15 protein-coding genes are annotated in these 15,607 nt (G+C 46.9%); 6 read left to right on the plus strand and 9 right to left on the minus strand.

What is annotated here, in order from left to right:
• Nucleotides 1-222: 222 nt before the first annotated feature.
• The 4 genes from Q8L79_RS02635 to nth form a co-directional block, all read right to left on the minus strand.
• Entirely contained in the window at nt 223-987 is a 765-nt protein-coding gene (locus Q8L79_RS02635; protein ID WP_305267772.1) for a DUF2063 domain-containing protein, read from the minus strand.
• Nucleotides 988-994: 7 nt separating this feature from the next.
• Complete coding sequence (locus tag Q8L79_RS02640; protein ID WP_305267774.1) at nt 995-1,846, minus strand: DUF692 domain-containing protein; 852 nt, start codon at nt 1,844-1,846, stop codon at nt 995-997.
• A 75-nt stretch (nt 1,847-1,921) separates the two neighbouring features.
• The gene (locus tag Q8L79_RS02645; RefSeq protein ID WP_305267776.1) at nt 1,922-2,320 is read right to left on the minus strand and encodes a hypothetical protein; all 399 of its coding nucleotides are present in this window, start codon (nt 2,318-2,320) and stop codon (nt 1,922-1,924) included.
• Nucleotides 2,321-2,476: 156 nt separating this feature from the next.
• Entirely contained in the window at nt 2,477-3,151 is a 675-nt protein-coding gene (gene nth, locus Q8L79_RS02650; protein ID WP_305267778.1) for an endonuclease III, read from the minus strand.
• Between the two features lie 323 nt (nt 3,152-3,474).
• Here nth and Q8L79_RS02655 point away from each other — a divergent pair, with 323 nt between their 5' ends.
• A complete protein-coding gene (locus Q8L79_RS02655) occupies nt 3,475-5,106 on the plus strand; it encodes a DUF342 domain-containing protein (protein ID WP_305267780.1) in 1,632 nt (543 codons plus the stop codon).
• 155 nt (nt 5,107-5,261) lie between these two features.
• Here Q8L79_RS02655 and Q8L79_RS02660 read toward each other — a convergent pair whose 3' ends face one another.
• Nucleotides 5,262-5,546 carry a hypothetical protein gene (locus Q8L79_RS02660; protein ID WP_305267781.1) on the minus strand — a complete coding sequence of 95 codons (285 nt, stop codon included), beginning with the start codon at nt 5,544-5,546 and terminating at the stop codon, nt 5,262-5,264.
• Between the two features lie 142 nt (nt 5,547-5,688).
• On the opposite strand from Q8L79_RS02660, the gene Q8L79_RS02665 reads away from it, so the two are divergent.
• From Q8L79_RS02665 to Q8L79_RS02675, 3 genes are all read left to right on the plus strand, one after another.
• Nucleotides 5,689-7,800, plus strand: a complete 2,112-nt coding sequence (locus Q8L79_RS02665) for an AsmA family protein (protein ID WP_305267783.1) — start codon at nt 5,689-5,691, stop codon at nt 7,798-7,800.
• 94 nt (nt 7,801-7,894) lie between these two features.
• Nucleotides 7,895-8,944, plus strand: coding sequence for an A/G-specific adenine glycosylase (gene mutY, locus Q8L79_RS02670; RefSeq protein WP_305267785.1), 1,050 nt, complete (start codon nt 7,895-7,897; stop codon nt 8,942-8,944).
• Nucleotides 8,941-9,213, plus strand: coding sequence for an oxidative damage protection protein (locus Q8L79_RS02675; RefSeq protein ID WP_305267786.1), 273 nt, complete (start codon nt 8,941-8,943; stop codon nt 9,211-9,213). Before mutY ends, Q8L79_RS02675 begins: the two co-directional genes overlap by 4 nt.
• 62 nt (nt 9,214-9,275) lie before the next feature.
• Here the strand turns inward: Q8L79_RS02675 and rho are convergent, their stop codons facing one another.
• Nucleotides 9,276-10,532, minus strand: coding sequence for a transcription termination factor Rho (gene rho, locus Q8L79_RS02680; RefSeq protein WP_006891157.1), 1,257 nt, complete (start codon nt 10,530-10,532; stop codon nt 9,276-9,278).
• A gap of 195 nt (nt 10,533-10,727) precedes the next feature.
• Nucleotides 10,728-11,054: a thioredoxin TrxA gene (trxA, locus tag Q8L79_RS02685; RefSeq protein ID WP_031437278.1), complete on the minus strand. Its 327-nt coding sequence runs from the start codon at nt 11,052-11,054 to the stop codon at nt 10,728-10,730.
• A gap of 98 nt (nt 11,055-11,152) precedes the next feature.
• On the opposite strand from trxA, the gene Q8L79_RS02690 reads away from it, so the two are divergent.
• Nucleotides 11,153-12,526 (plus strand): DEAD/DEAH box helicase, encoded by a 1,374-nt coding sequence (locus Q8L79_RS02690; protein ID WP_305267796.1) that lies wholly within the window; start codon nt 11,153-11,155, stop codon nt 12,524-12,526.
• Here the strand turns inward: Q8L79_RS02690 and yrfG are convergent.
• Nucleotides 12,489-13,145: a GMP/IMP nucleotidase gene (yrfG, locus tag Q8L79_RS02695; protein ID WP_305267798.1), complete on the minus strand. Its 657-nt coding sequence runs from the start codon at nt 13,143-13,145 to the stop codon at nt 12,489-12,491. The two genes, Q8L79_RS02690 and yrfG, sit on opposite strands and share 38 nt — an antisense overlap.
• Nucleotides 13,146-13,190: 45 nt before the next feature.
• On the opposite strand from yrfG, the gene nudE reads away from it, so the two are divergent.
• The gene (gene nudE / locus Q8L79_RS02700) at nt 13,191-13,748 is read left to right on the plus strand and encodes an ADP compounds hydrolase NudE (protein ID WP_305267800.1); all 558 of its coding nucleotides are present in this window, start codon (nt 13,191-13,193) and stop codon (nt 13,746-13,748) included.
• A gap of 97 nt (nt 13,749-13,845) precedes the next feature.
• Here nudE and Q8L79_RS02705 read toward each other — a convergent pair whose 3' ends face one another.
• The gene (locus Q8L79_RS02705) at nt 13,846-15,525 is read right to left on the minus strand and encodes a BatD family protein (RefSeq protein ID WP_305267802.1); all 1,680 of its coding nucleotides are present in this window, start codon (nt 15,523-15,525) and stop codon (nt 13,846-13,848) included.
• Nucleotides 15,526-15,607: the final 82 nt, after the last annotated feature.

Raw genomic sequence — 15,607 nt, forward strand, 5'->3', positions numbered from 1 at the left:
GGTGGGGAGCCTATCTACGAACAAGCTCAGAGCTTAAGGCCGGATCGGCTTCCCCAGAAAATCACTTATCACTATAAACTTTTTTGTGTCACATAATCCTGTGTTTTAGAGATGTATTTAATATACAAGGCCGGAATAAGCTTGTTCGAGCGACAGCAAGAACAGGCGTTTCCGGCAGGCGCAACCGCCAAGCCGGAAACGCCGCTACGCGCTGGGATAGCCTTATTCCGACCTGCCCAAGTCAACAAGCGTAATAACAGTCTTTTCAGCCAATTCTTTTAGAATCTGCAAGCCGCCCGATATAATCATTTCAGGATTGGGATGCTTCGACTCCTCGGCAACCTGCTTTAGACAATCCGCTGTCAACATACCTTCATGCTCCTCAATTATTTGCAACAGCCGGTAAGTAATCGGGGTGATTTCTATAAAATTAACCTCGTCATCCGGATTGCGATAAACAACCAGGAATGTGGCGTGTTCCGGCGCCGTTTCAGGCAAAAAAACGGGGGCTATTTTCTGAACGGGATATTGATAGACTAGCGGCCAAGCTAAAGGCGACAGCCGGATGCTCAGGTTTAGCAGGTTATCCAGGTTCTGGTGATTGGCGGGCACGGTTTCCTTGGCGATAGATAAAGCCATTTCCACCCATTCGTAATGCGCCAACTCCAGCATAAACGGGAAATCAGCCGCACTGTCCCGCTCGTTTTGCAGATAATCCAGAAACTCTTCCGGGATCTCCGAAAAATGCGGCGAACGACTGGTATGCCTGGCAAAAAAATCCTGTCCCAGCTCAAACCATTGCCGGTCATTTAATAGTGTCCGCAACACCGGAAAATTGGCAGACAGGAAACTGTCGATATTGTTGAAAAACAGTTCGCGATACATCGCCATGCGTTGCGGCTGGACATCGGCAGGCGGCGGATTGTTTTCCGGATCCCTGATATACGCCGCAAACTCAAACTGCTTGGCTTTAAAATCGACTTTCATTCCGGTCTCATGCAAATTGCTGGGCATGTTGCTTTTCCCACGCGTTTTGTATCACGCTGATGGTGTTTACTTCCTTGATTAAATCTTCCATGGAAGGGATATTAAAATCCCTTTCCAACAGTGTAGGAAACACGCCGTAAAGCTCATAAGCCTTGGCCAACAGTTTCCAGACCGGATCGATCACGTCAGCGCCGTGGGTGTCGACCAGAAAATCTTCAGCCTCGACATAATGCCCGGCGATATGGGCATAAGCGATACGGTGCGCGGGCATGGCCTTTAAAAAAGCTTCGGCATCGTAACCGTGGTTAACGCTGTTCACGTAAATATTATTGATGTCGATCAGCACATCGCAGTCCGCTTCTTCGATAACGGCATTGAAAAAATCGATCTCGGCCATTTCCTGACCGGGGGCGGCGTAATAGGACACATTTTCAATCGCTATCTTTTGCTCCAGAATATCCTGAACGCGCCTGATTCGCCCGGCAACGTGAGTGACCGCTTCCGAGGTAAACGGAATCGGCATCAGGTCGTATAAGTGCCCGTCTTTGCTGCAATAACTTAAATGTTCGCTGTAAAATTTGATTTGATGTTCAGCCATGAACTGTTTGACTTCACGGACGAATTTTTCATCCAGCGGATCGGTGCTGCCTATCGACAATGATAAACCGTGGCAGATAAAATCAAAGCGCTCGGTCATCGCGCGAAATTGTTTGCCGAATTTTCCGCCGATAGTGATCCAGTTTTCCGGTGCGATTTCATAAAAGCCGACATCTTCGGGGGGCGATTCAACAATCTGACTTAAAAAAGACCGTCGCAGACCTAAACCGGCACCGTGAACGAGGTTTTGGGTTGTGTCCATAAGAACACCTTACTGTGATTTGATGAGAACGGGAGGGCATGATTAATCATGCCCTCTGTACTAATGCGCTTAGGCTTATTTGCCGGTTGCGTCTTTAGGCATATTGCCGCATGCACCTTCCTTGCCTTTCATCATCGCGCCGCAGGCTGCTTCCATACCCGGTTTCATTTTGCCGCCTTGCATCATCGCGCCGCATTTGCTTTCGCCGCATTTTCCTTCGGTAGCTTTAGCCGCATCAGGTTTTTTGTTGCCTGCACATGCGCCTTCCGCCGCCTTAGGTTTTTCCATTCCGCCCATTGCAGCGCCGCATGCCATTTCAGCCGCTTTATCGGCAGCAGCAACTTGCATGTAACCGGTCGATAATTCAGTCATACCGAAAGGATTAGCTTCGGCATGAACCGCAGTTGCAGCAAAAGTAGACAAAAAGGCAGCGCCCATTGCAGCAGCTAGAGGTGTTTTGTTAGTTTTTTTCATGTTGACTCCAGAGTGTTGATATAAAACATTGAGTTTCAATCCGTTCCCGGCGGTTAACCCGAGAGATGAATCGATACGTAAAACGCATCGAATGCCGCTTATCATATCAAAATCAACTGAATAAAAAATGAATATCCTTCTCCCCCATAAATTCCGTCAGATTATCGGCTGGATCTTCTTTACAGCATCGTCATCTTGATGTCCGGTTTTATGCTCATACTCGCACAAATCTTCAATGACACAACTTTGGCAGCGCGGCTTTCTGGCAATGCAGGTGTAACGACCATGCAAAATCAGTAAATGATGCGCATCTTTCTTATGTTTTTTAGGCACCCATTTATCCAGTTTGCGTTCCACTTCCAGCACATTTTTACCGGGAGCAATACCGGTACGATTGGCCACTCTGAAGATATGCGTATCCACCGCAATCGTATGCTGTCCAAAAGCAGTATTAAGTATGACGTTGGCGGTTTTTCTGCCGACTCCCGCCAGCGCCTCCAGCTCTTCCCGCGTTTGAGGCACCTGCCCTGCATGTTTATCAAGCAATTGCCTGCAAAGCGTGATGATATGGCTAGCCTTGCTGTTAAATAGCCCAATGGTCTTGATGTACTCTTTCAAGCCGGCCTCGCCCAGCGCCAAAACGTCATGAGGGGTGTTAGCGACGGGAAATAATTTTGCGGTCGCTTTGTTGACGCCTTTATCGGTCGCCTGAGCGGATAAAACGACCGCAATTAACAATTCAAAAGGGCTGGTGTAGTGCAGTTCCGTAGTCGGTTCAGGTATGGCCGCGGCCAGGCGGTCAAAAATGTCCACGCGTTTTTTTAGGTTCATAGTGATATTTGGTTTTACTCAATAATGTGCCACTATTCTCAACATAATCAAAAATGAAACAAGCTATGGCTGAAAACAAAAAACCGAGGCTGTGTGTTTTTCGACCTTTTGTACAATGAAAATGGATGAAGGTAGCGTATAACGCACAATCTGAGTACAACTGTTTTTTGTTTTACGACGAATGAAGCTATTTCCATTAGCCTGAACTGTTATAACGTTTTGTTTTTCATAAAAACTGTGATCTATTTGGCATAATTAACTTTAAATCATGCAAAACGTTTTTATATGCGGTAGCGTTATAAGTTTTGTCTAAGGAGCGAACAGTGATCGAAGTGACACAGAAGGACGCACTGACATTCAAATTGGACGGAGACAACAAATTACTTGCTGTCTACGAATCAGCTGGAGATAAGGTTACTCTGGATGCAACTGCAATCAAGGAAATGCTGGCTCGTCAGAGCTTATCTGACCTGTTTCTGGATGAAAAAGCGCTTTCGCGTTTAATACAGACATACAACAATAGCAATGCCAGTTTTATTCTGGAAATCGGTGAACGCCGGGATGGCGAATTCATCATTAAAGTCTCCGACGATAAGATGACCGCCTGGCTCACCATGACTCCTGCGTATGGAGGCTCTCCGGTCACCTTTGAACAAATTCGTCAATCCCTGAAAGAAAAAGGCATAGTCAGCGGTCTCATCACAAGCGCTGAAATCGAAACCCTCCTGAAAGAAGGGCAAACCACGAATTACATCATTGCTCAAGGCTTGCCGGCCGTGCCTGGCCTTGATGCGCAATTTCATAGCCTGGTGCCGGAAATGCAAGAACGACGCCCCCAAATAAATGAACGCGGTATTGCTGATTTTCGTGATCTTGGGAATCTTATTCTGGTGAAACAAGGCGATCCCCTCATGCGCCGTACTCTCGCAACCGAGGGCAAAAAAGGGAAAAACATCCTTGGACAAATACTCACTCCAAAGCCCAGTCAAAATACACCTTTTACCTCGGAGCTAATAGGCTCCATGTTTGACCCTGATGATAAGGACTTGTTGTTGTCTGCGATCATCGGCCAGCCGTTGCTGATTCCCAATGGCGTTATGGTGTCACCCACTATCACCGTGCCGCAGGTGAATATCTCGACCGGAAACTTAAGCTTCGACGGTACGATTAATATTTTGGGTGATGTTATGGAAGGGATGAAGGTTTATGCATTAAACGACATATTCATAGGCGGAACCGTTGAAGCTGCAGAAATTGAAGCCGGCGGAAATATCAGTATCAAAGGCGGCGTGATCGGCAACAGTGACTCCAGCGGTGGATCGACACTATCAATGGGAGGAAAAATTTCTTGTAAAGGTTCGGTGAGTGCCCGTTTTGCCAAATATGTCAGTATTGAAGCCGGCACCAGCATCGTCATTGAAGAATATTCCATGAATAATCAATTGACTGCGATGAATCAAATTTTAGTTGGAAAACCTGGCGGGAAAAAGGGACTCATCATCGGCGGTAGCGCCCGTGCAATGATGCTAATACAAGCCGTCTCAATTGGCTCTGATGCCGGTATCAAAACCTATATTCAGGCCGGTTTAAATCCGCATACTCAAGAGCAACTCAACGGCATTAAGCGTGAAATTGAGGCGAATGAAAAAAACCAGGACGATATAAAGAAAATTATCGCCTTTATTGAAAACAATCCTGAAAAAAACAAAAACGGGCTGTTAGATAAGGCTCGCCGTACCTTGGACAATCTGACCACCGAAATGGCCCGGCATCAAGCTGATCAGGAAAGCCTTGTTGCCGAAATGTCGTTTGCGGAATATGCCAAGGTTGTTGTGGAGCGGACTATCTGTAATGGTGTCGATATCCGAATCGGCAATCAAATATGGAAGGCTCAAGAGGAGCGTGGTAAAACTGATTTTCGGCTTATTGATGGAAAAATCAGCTTTGGGAGCTAATCCCGCATGGTACCCTTCCACACTAAAATCAAAGAAAACGCCGCGCCATCTCATCCCGAATTTTACAGCGTTATCCTTTTTTAACCTTCTTACCACCAAAAAACAGGGTATTTAATCCCATGAATAAAACAGTAGCTCCATCTTATGAGCGCTGTTTAATTTTTTTCGGCAGCATCCGCCAATAACTTTTTTCTGATTAAAAAAGCCGCACCGATCGCACATAGAGCCGGTATTTGTATAAGCAAAAAAGTTCCTGTTGGATTTTTAGCGACCATTCCTGATAAAGCGGAAACCACCGTCAGCTTAACCGCCCACCAGGTAATCCAATAACCGATCAATCCTGTGATAGCCCAGTTAATAGGCGACTCTCCCTTTTCCTTTGCGGTCATATAAAACCATACAAGAACCGCAATTGCGGCAAATCTGGCTAAATGCAACATTTTACACCTCATTTTTAATTATAATAAACAAACAGTGATTTAGACTCTACCTAATTAGCGTTTAACTGGCAACAGCTGTTATAAGTAGATAATCATATTCCATAATTAACCGCCATCACATTTTTTACGCAAGGAGAATATTGTGGGAAAACCGTTTAAAATCATCCTATCGACAATTGCCGCAATACTTTTGTTGCTGATAGCCGCGGCCTGCATCCTGCCATTCGTCATCGATCCCAATGACTTTAAGCCTGAAATTGCCGCCGCAGTTAAAGACAAAACCGGCCGAGATCTGGTACTGGACGGTGATTTAAAACTCTCGCTGTTTCCCTGGATCGGTATTTCAACAGAAAAAATGACACTGAGTAATGCGCCGGGGTTTCAAGACCGTCCCTTTGCAACTATTGAAGAAAGCCATGTAAACGTGCTGTTACTGCCATTGTTATCAAAAAAGTTAGAAGTCAGCCGCATTGACTTAAAAGGCCTGATTTTAAACCTTGCCAGAAACAAACAAGGCCTTACCAACTGGAGTGACCTAATCGATTCTGCCGCCGCCAAAACCGCGGCACCTGCACCCGCTGTCATCGACAAACAGGATGAACAATCGATCTCCACCGCAACGCCAGTGACTTTTACCATCGGCGGCATTGCTGTTGAAAATGCCCGGATTAACTGGGACGACTTGAAAACCGAAAAACACATCGAAATAAAAGACCTTAACCTGAATACCGATAAATTCACCTTTGATCAGCCGGTTGGCATCGCCGTTTCCATGACCGCCTTGGAAGCCGGGTCCAAGGCGGTCCAAGCCATCAAACTAAACACCGAATTAACCGTTAATGAAAAACTCGATAGTTTTGCGCTACGCCATAGCGATCTGCAAGTCACTTCGTCAGGTGAAACCGTTCCCGGTAAATCGTTAACAACGGCGTTAACCATTGCTGATGCAGCACTGGATATGAACCAACAAACAGCCAAAATTTACGGGTTGCAGCTCAAATCGGGCGATGTCACGCTCGTCGCTGCCGAAATGGCGGGCACCTCTATTAAGGATAAACCCTCTTTTCAGGGCCCTGTTGCCATTGCGTCATTCAGTCCCGCCAAAGTGTTGCAGCAACTGGCGATCTCCTTGCCCGCAATGCAGGACGCCAATGCCCTAAGCAAGCTATCCGCTAACTTTGACTTGACCGCGACAGCCGATTCGGCTGATCTGCAAAATCTGGCGCTAACGCTGGACGATACCCAAATTAAAGGCTTCATCAGCGTTAAAGACTTTGCCCAATCGATTATCAACTTCAGCTTGGACATTGATGCGCTTGATGTCGATCGTTATTTATCCCCTGCCGATAAATCACCCAAACCCATCGCCAGCCCTGCCGTTTTATTGGCAGCCGGCCTTTCCGCTTTGCCTGTTGAAACCTTGAGAAAGCTCAATGCCGATGGCGCAGTGTCACTGAGCAAACTTAAAGTCAACGATTTGGCAATGCAGGATATCCATATAAACCTGAGCAGCAAAAACGGCGTGGTTACCACGCAACAGTCGATCAAGCACTTTTACCAGGGTAGCTATTCCGGCAATCTCAGCATGGATACGCATGGCAGCAAATCGACACTGGCTGTAACCGAAAAAATAGACCATGTGCAAATTGAACCGTTGCTGAAAGATTACAAGGGTGAAGCTAAAATGAGCGGCATTGTTAACGCATCCGCACAGCTGCACGGACTGGGACACAAAGCAGACGAATTGAAAGCGTCGCTCAACGGCCAGTTAAGTTTCTTGTTCAAAGACGGCATGATCAAGGGTTTTAATCTGCAAAAAATCATTGATGAAGGCAAGGCGATCATTAAAGGTTCTGCTCTGCCCTCGGACAATAAAAACGACCAAACGCTATTTTCGGAAATGAGCGGCACGGCCACGATCACTAACGGCCTGATCCAGAATAACGACCTTGCAGCCAAGTCCTCCAAATTACGTGTCGACGGCAAGGGCAACGTAAACCTGAATTCTGAAGCGCTGGACTATAAAATCGATGCCAAGCTGCTTGATTCAGAGGCGACTGCTACTGAGCCGGAACAGGTTAAAGGCGCTGTCGCCATTGATGTTGCCGGAACGCTAAGCAACCCGACTTATACGATAAACATAGCTTCATTGTTAACCGATAAGAACAAAGCCAAGGTTGAAAAACTAATCGATAAACTCGACAAAAAAATAGGCCCCGGCCTGGGCAATCTGTTGAAAGGTCTTTTGAGGTGAGGAGGAGCAGGCAAAAGGCTAAAGGCGCAGGGCGAAAAAAGCAGCCCTTAAACTCCACAACCCTTCGCCCTTCATCTTTAGTCTTTTGCCTCTTATGAGCCCATCCGCTTTTCAACACAATATCCTCGCCTGGTTCGATCAACACGGCCGTAAAGACCTGCCTTGGCAAAAAGACCTTACGCCTTACCGCGTGTGGCTTTCCGAAACCATGTTGCAGCAAACCCAGGTTACGACCGTTATTCCTTATTTCAATACTTTTATAGAAAAATTTCCCGATATTACAAGTTTGGCGAATGCGCCAGTCGATGAAGTCCTCCATCTTTGGTCGGGGCTGGGCTACTACGCACGCGCTCGCAACCTGCACAAAACAGCGCAACTTATTGCCGAACGGGATCGTTTTCCCGATACGCTGGATGAGCTTATCGCCTTGCCCGGCATAGGCTTGTCGACAGCGGGAGCCATATTGAGCATCGCTTTTAATAACAGCCAACCGATTCTCGACGGCAATGTCAAAAGAGTACTAACCCGGTTTAGAGCCGTTTCCGGCTGGCCGGGCAACAGCGCAGTCAACAAAGCGCTGTGGGCGATCAGTGCCAAGCTGACCCCCATAGCCCGCGTCGCGGATTACACTCAGGCCATGATGGACTTGGGCGCAACTGTCTGTACCCGTAGCAAACCTGCGTGTGCGACCTGCCCGCTTAATGCCGATTGCTTGGCCAGACTTGCCGATAATGTATCGGCATTCCCCACGCCGAAACCCGCCAAGATCTTGCCGGTCAAACAACTTACTTTTTTATTGCTGAGTAATGCCGATAACCGGATATTGCTGGAAAAAAGACCTCCAACCGGTATCTGGGGCGGCTTGTGGAGTCTGCCTGAATTCGACAGCATTGAAGCGGCACACAACTGGTGCTTAAGCAAAAACATTCATATTACCGGCCAGCAGACATTGGCAACCCGGCGCCATACCTTTTCCCATTATCATTTGGATTACACGCCGCTGCTTGTTCAATCCGATAACCCTATAAATTTTGTGATGGAAGCCGATCAATCTGTCTGGTATAAAGCTGAGCAGGTTAATAAGCTTGGCTTAGCCGCACCGATTAAGCTGCTGCTTCAACCATCACACAAGAGAATAAAATGACTAGACTGGTTAAATGCGTAAAATTGGGAATAGAAACCGAAGGCTTGGATACACCGCCATTTCCAGGCCCCAAAGGTCAGGAAATATTTGAAAAGGTCTCCAAACAAGCCTGGAAGGAATGGTTAGCCAAGCAAACCATGCTGATTAATGAGGGGAAATTGGCCAGCTTTGACCCGAAAGCCCGAGCCTTTTTAGCCGAAGAGAGAACCAAGTTTCTGTTTGAAGGTAACAACGAAATGCCGGAAGGCTATGTGCCGCCAAAGGACTGATGTAGGGGCATCCCTTGTGGATGCCCTAATCCAATGGGCGGGCGCAAGACCCGCTCCTACTACTACCGCTTCATCGAATCAAAAAACTCTGCGTTGGTTTTAAAATCTTTAAGCTTACCGATCAAAAATTCTGAAGCTGCAGTTTCATCCATGGGTTGAAGAATCTTGCGCAAGATCCAGGTCTTTTGCAGGGTATCTGGATCAACGAGATACTCTTCACGACGTGTGCCGGAACGGTTGATGTTAATCGCAGGATAAATTCTTTTCTCGGCAATTTTGCGGTCCAGATGCAGTTCCATGTTGCCGGTACCTTTGAATTCCTCGTAAATAACTTCGTCCATTCTTGAACCGGTATCAACCAGTGCGGTGGCTATGATCGTCAAGCTGCCGCCTTCTTCTATATTCCGCGCCGCACCGAAGAACCGTTTCGGTTTTTCCAGTGCATTCGCATCGACACCGCCGGTTAATATCTTGCCGGACGAAGGAACAACAGTGTTATAAGCTCGGGCCAAACGGGTAATCGAGTCTAACAAAATGACCACGTCGTGTTTGTGCTCGACCAACCGGCGCGCCTTTTCGATAACCATTTCCGCAACCTGTACGTGGCGCGTTGCCGGCTCGTCAAAGGTACTGGAAATGACTTCGCCGCGGACACAACGCTCCATTTCCGTGACTTCTTCGGGACGTTCATCTATCAATAAAACAATCAGATAACACTCGGGATTCTGTTCTGCAATCGCCTGCGCCAGACTTTGCAGGATCATGGTTTTACCGGCTTTAGGCGGCGATACGATCAAACCGCGCTGGCCTTTGCCAATCGGGGCGATCAAGTCGATCATTCGTCCGGTTAAATCTTCGCTGGTGCCATTGCCCTGTTCAAGGACAAATCGTTGTTTAGCGAATAACGGAGTCAGGTTTGAGAAAGTGATTTTGTTTTTGGTATTTTCGGGGGGTTCAAAATTGATCTGGTCAACCTTGAGCATTGCGAAATAACGTTCGTTATCTTTGGGGGGTCTAATCTTTCCGCTAATCGTATCGCCGGTCTTTAAAGAAAATCGCCTGATTTGACTGGGTGAAACATAAATATCGTCAGGACCCGCTAAATAAGAACAACCCGGTGTCCGTAAAAAACCAAAACCATCCTGTAAAATTTCCAGGACGCCGTCGCCTGATATATCGTCACCGGCCTTTGCCTGTTTTTTCAAGATGGCAAAAATCAAATCCTGCTTTCGCGATCTGGCTACATTTTCAAGCCCGAGGGACTCGGCGATTTCAATAACTTCACTTATTTGTTTTAGTTTTAACTCAGTTAGATTCATATAAAAGATAACTCAAGGAAAAGTACATACGGTGTTAAACCGCAACTACTAGGACAGGAATAATTCAGGGGTGTAGTTTATCGGACGATAGATTGGGTGCGCATGATTATCGCACCGCATAAGTGTAACTCAAGTACTCAGCCCCGTCCAACCTTTTGTGACAGGCCTGAGTTGAATCTGAGTAAGGGGATGAGTTTAAATGTTGCTATCAAGAAAAGCGGCAAGCTGCGATTTCGACAATGCGCCTACTTTAGTCGCTTCCACTTCGCCGTCCTTGAACAGCATCAATGTCGGAATGCCGCGTACACCATAGTGTTGAGGAGTTTCCGGATTTTCGTCGATGTTTAATTTTACAACGGTCAGCTTGCCGGCATATTCTTTGGCAATGTCATCCAGAATCGGTGCAATCATTTTGCAAGGTCCGCACCATTCAGCCCAATAGTCAACCAGGACGGGACCCGCAGCTTTAATAACAGTTTCGTTAAACTCACTATCGCTTACATGAAGGACTGAATCGCTCACACTATTTCTCCAAAAATTTAAAACCAAAACTATAGGAGGGATAAAGCTGGTAGTCAATCAATTTCAGCTGTTTTGATTTTTACGTTATGCTATAGCCTATGAACAATACACATTTAACAGAAACTCGCTTCAGCAATCTTGAACTGTCTGATTCTATCTTATGCAGCTTAAAAGATGCCGGCTTTAATCACTGCACCCCGATCCAAAGACAAGCTCTACCTTTATCGTTACGGGGCAAGGATATTGCGGGGCAAGCCCAAACCGGAACCGGCAAGACCGCCGCTTTTTTGCTGGCCACTTTTCAGTATTTGATTAATGATGCCGAGGATGATGAGATCGATGAGGATGATGCAGAAGCACAAGCCGACGATGACATGGAGACAGAAAAACCAGCTCCAAAAACCGTTGCCAAAAACAAGCAAATCAAATATCCCAGGGCCATTATTCTTGCGCCAACCCGCGAGTTAGCCATTCAAATCCACAAGGATGCCTTGCAACTGGGCAAACATCTTAATCTTAAATTGGCGCTCATTTACGGCGGCACCGACTACCAAAAACAACTGGACAGCCTAAAATCCAATGTCGATATTATCATCGGCACGCCCGGCCGCATTATCGACTTTTACCGGCAAAATGCCTTCACCCTGGATAACGTGAAAGTCACGGTGATGGATGAGGCCGACCGCATGTTCGATTTGGGATTTATTAAGGACATTCGTTTTTTACTACGACGCATGCCGCCGCCGGAGCAGCGCCTGAATATGTTGTTCTCGGCAACCTTGTCCTACAAAGTGACCGAACTGGCTTATGAGCACATGAACAATCCGGTTTTGATTCGCATCGAAACCGAAGAAGTCACCTCCAAAGCCATCCAGCAAAGCGCATTTTGTCCATCGAACGAGCAAAAAATCCCTTTGCTGGTCGGCATATTGAATCAGCATCAGCCGCAACGCAGTATTATTTTTGTTAACACCAAGCGCTGTGCAGAAAAACTTGACGACACCCTCAACGCTAACGGCTACAAAACTGCCGCTCTCAGCGGTGATGTGCCGCAAGACAAGCGCCAACGCTTGTTGAGCGATTTTCAGGAAAACAAAATCACCTTATTGATTGCAACCGATGTTGCCGCCAGAGGCCTGCATATTGCCGATGTTTCCCATGTATTCAATTACGATCTGCCGCAGGATGTGGAAGATTACGTACATAGAATCGGCCGCACGGCGCGCTTTGGCGCCAGCGGTGTAGCCATCAGTTTTATCTGCGAGCAATACGCTTATTCAATGCCCGATATCGAAGAATACATTGGACAGAAAGTTCCGGTTCTACCCATTACAGCTGATCTTTTAGCTGAAATTATAAAGCCGGAAAAAAGACCTGAAAAAATCAAAACCGAATATCAGGGAAAACGTCCGAATCAAGACAAAAACTGGAAACCTAAAGCCCAGCCATCAACTCCCGAAAATCCTCAATAGCGGGATAACCGGCTATTTCTTTTTTAGGCAGCAGGGAATCAGGCCTGCTCACCGAAATCAAATGCGCTATACCGAACTGCCTGGCTGAATTAAGCACTGCCAGACTATCATCAATCAGCAGTGTAGTTTGCTTTTCAAACGGCACCCGCTGCTGCAACAATCTCCAAAAATCGGCATGCTCTTTGGGAAATCCTAAATCATGGGAGCTGATAATGCCGTCGAAAAATTCCTGCAGGCAGGTTTTTTCCATCTTAAGTCCCAGGCTGCCCCGATGCGCATTGGTTACTAAATACACCTTTTTGGGCGATTGATGCGCTTTTTCCAGAAACTCCGTGACATGCGGCAATACGGCAATTAAGCCGGAAATTTCCGCTTTCAGTCCGGCAATATCCAGCGCTAAAACATCGCTCCAGTAATCCAGGCAATACCATTCCAACTTGCCTTCCATGCTTTTAAAGCGCGGCTGTAATTGTAACTTTGCAGCTTCTATAGACAAGCCCTGTTTTTCGGCAAACTTAAGCGGCACAAACTCTTTCCAGAAATGATTATCAAAATTCAAATCCAGCAGTGTTCCATCCATATCCAGTAAAACAGTATCAATTTTTTTCCAATCAATCATCAGAGTGCGTTATATTTGCAAAAAAATACTTAATAAAATAGCACAATGGCTGAAAAACCAACCATCCGTAACAAAACAACGATCGCTACCAGCCGCTTATTTCGCATCGAATCGCTGGATATTGAATTCAGCAATGGCGAACTGCGCAACTACGAACGCCTGGCCCGAAGCAGCTCGGGCGGAGCCGTGCTGATTGTGCCGATGCTGGATGATGAAACGGTGTTGCTAATCAGGGAATATTCCGCCGGTGTGCATCGTTATGAGCTGGGTTTGCCCAAGGGCAAAACCGACGCCGGTGAGTCCTTCCTGGAGGCCGCAAACCGTGAGCTTAAAGAAGAAGTCGGCTTTGGCGCCAGAAGCCTGCATCATTTAAGCTCTTTTTCCATCGCACCGTCCTATCTGGAACACATGACCGAGATTGTTATCGCCCAGGATTTATATGAAGAAAAACTGGAAGGTGACGAACCCGAAGAATTGGAAGTTATCCCGTGGAAATTAAGCCGTATCAATGAATTATTAGCGACCGGCGAATGTACCGAAGCCCGTTCAATTGCCGCGCTGTTTATGGCGCTGGAGTATTTTAAGGCGCTTCCTTCCGACTAAATAAATTTTAAAATGATTTTTCACCACGAAGACACTGAAGAAAAGCAAAAGACGAATTAAAAACTTCGTGTTCTTCGTGTCTTCGTGGTGCCTGCCTTTATAATCGATAAAGCGGTTCCAGTTTGTCATCGTCCGTAACCGCTATCTTTTCCCTGGCTTTATTTTCAACAAACGCTTGAAACAGCTTTTTGCCTTGCCACTGATCCGGCGCCTTGCCATACAGAACCTGGTTCAAGTTCAGGATTTCATCCCTTAACCTTGCGTCGCTTAGCTCGGCGATGGCGCCCAGACTCGCCGCCCCATACTTTTGCCGTCCCCATGCCAGCAAGGCATCCTTGGCAGCCACGGCATTATTATCCGCGCAGGCTTTTTTCAGGCTTTTTACGCTATCTTCCAAACGTATTTCCACCTCACTTTTTTCCGCAACCGGTTTTTTAACCGTACGTTTAATCAGGAAATAAGCCAGTGTCGCCAACCAGCCTGACGCCAAAAATAAAGCCGCCCAAAACCAAGTATTTTGTTGTTGCGGCTGAGTAAGCGGCACAACTTCAATTTTTTGCGGTTGCGCCACTACCGGAGCCACCGGTGTAACAGGAGCTTGTTGGGTTCCTATCGCCTCAAGCGCCGTAATGGTGGTTTCCGGGATTTTGGCTATTTCCATTTTTTGGCTTTGGCTGTTAAACCAGGGAATTTCTATCGCCGGTAATTTATAGAAGCCCGCTTTCGATGGGATTACGGCTATTTTTTCTTCCCTGAAAGCAATCAGGCCTTCCGGTTTTTTTTGTTCGCGCAAGACCGGCTGATCGGGATAGGTTTTCAACTGATCATCAATTTTGCCGATATTTAACTCGGGCAATTGGCCGACTGTTGTGCCTTTTGCCAGCAGCGTCAAGGTTCTGGTCAAAGGCTCGCCGACTTTCATTTGCTGGTTATCGCCCGACCATTCTTCCTTTAAAACCAGCTGTTCCGCCGAAAGCCAGTGCCGACCGGTAAACGTTGCCGGAGCCGGTTTTACATCCAGCGTCACCGATTTGGATGAAATCTTTTTGGTTTTGGTCATCTGCGAATTAAAAAAGCCATTAAAATTCGGACGCGTATTAGCCACGACCTCTGCCGTTAACATCAAGGGTTTGATGGTTAAAGCACCGCTTTTTTGCGGAAAAATTGAATACTTACGCTCGGTAACCAGATAATTAACGCCATTGATCTGGGTATTATAATTACTGTCATCGCCCAGTTTTTCAATCACCGCATCGCCCAGTTCCGGTTCATTCAAGCTGGCCTGGGCGATCTCGACTCTTCTATATAAGCGCACGGTGTAGAGAACCTGGGATTGCACATAAGGGCTTTGCGGCGTCGCCTCAACCTCCAGAAACAAATCATCATCGGTATCCACGGCTTTATTGGCCGCCGCCTGAGTAACCAGAATGCTTGCCGCCTGACTGACATCATCGCCAAACTTCACCACCGGAACAATCAGGCTGCCGGGATGTTTGGCCATGACGTTAAGCGTCCACTGTATGGTCTTGCTGGACTGCCCGTTAATCCATGACGAATTGCTGCTCTGGCTTTGGCCGAGTATCTCGAAATCCTGTTCCAGTGGGCCAAAATCCGGGTCGTTATCCGGCGTGTCATTGGCGGTAAAAATGATCTGGAAAGATTCATCCAGGCTGACCGGGTTGCGATCGAACGACACACTGATTTGTGCAGCGAATACATTGCCGGGCACAAAATTCAACAGCAACAACAGAAAAAATAATTTTTTTATAGTATTCATAGCTTCATCATTTACATTAATCAAGATTCCGGACGTCCATAAACGGCCGATAAAAACTCAAATCCTGAACCGTGGCCCCCTT

It is taken from the genome of Methylobacter sp. (genome assembly GCF_030680395.1).
GTDB lineage: Bacteria > Pseudomonadota > Gammaproteobacteria > Methylococcales > Methylomonadaceae > Methylobacter_A.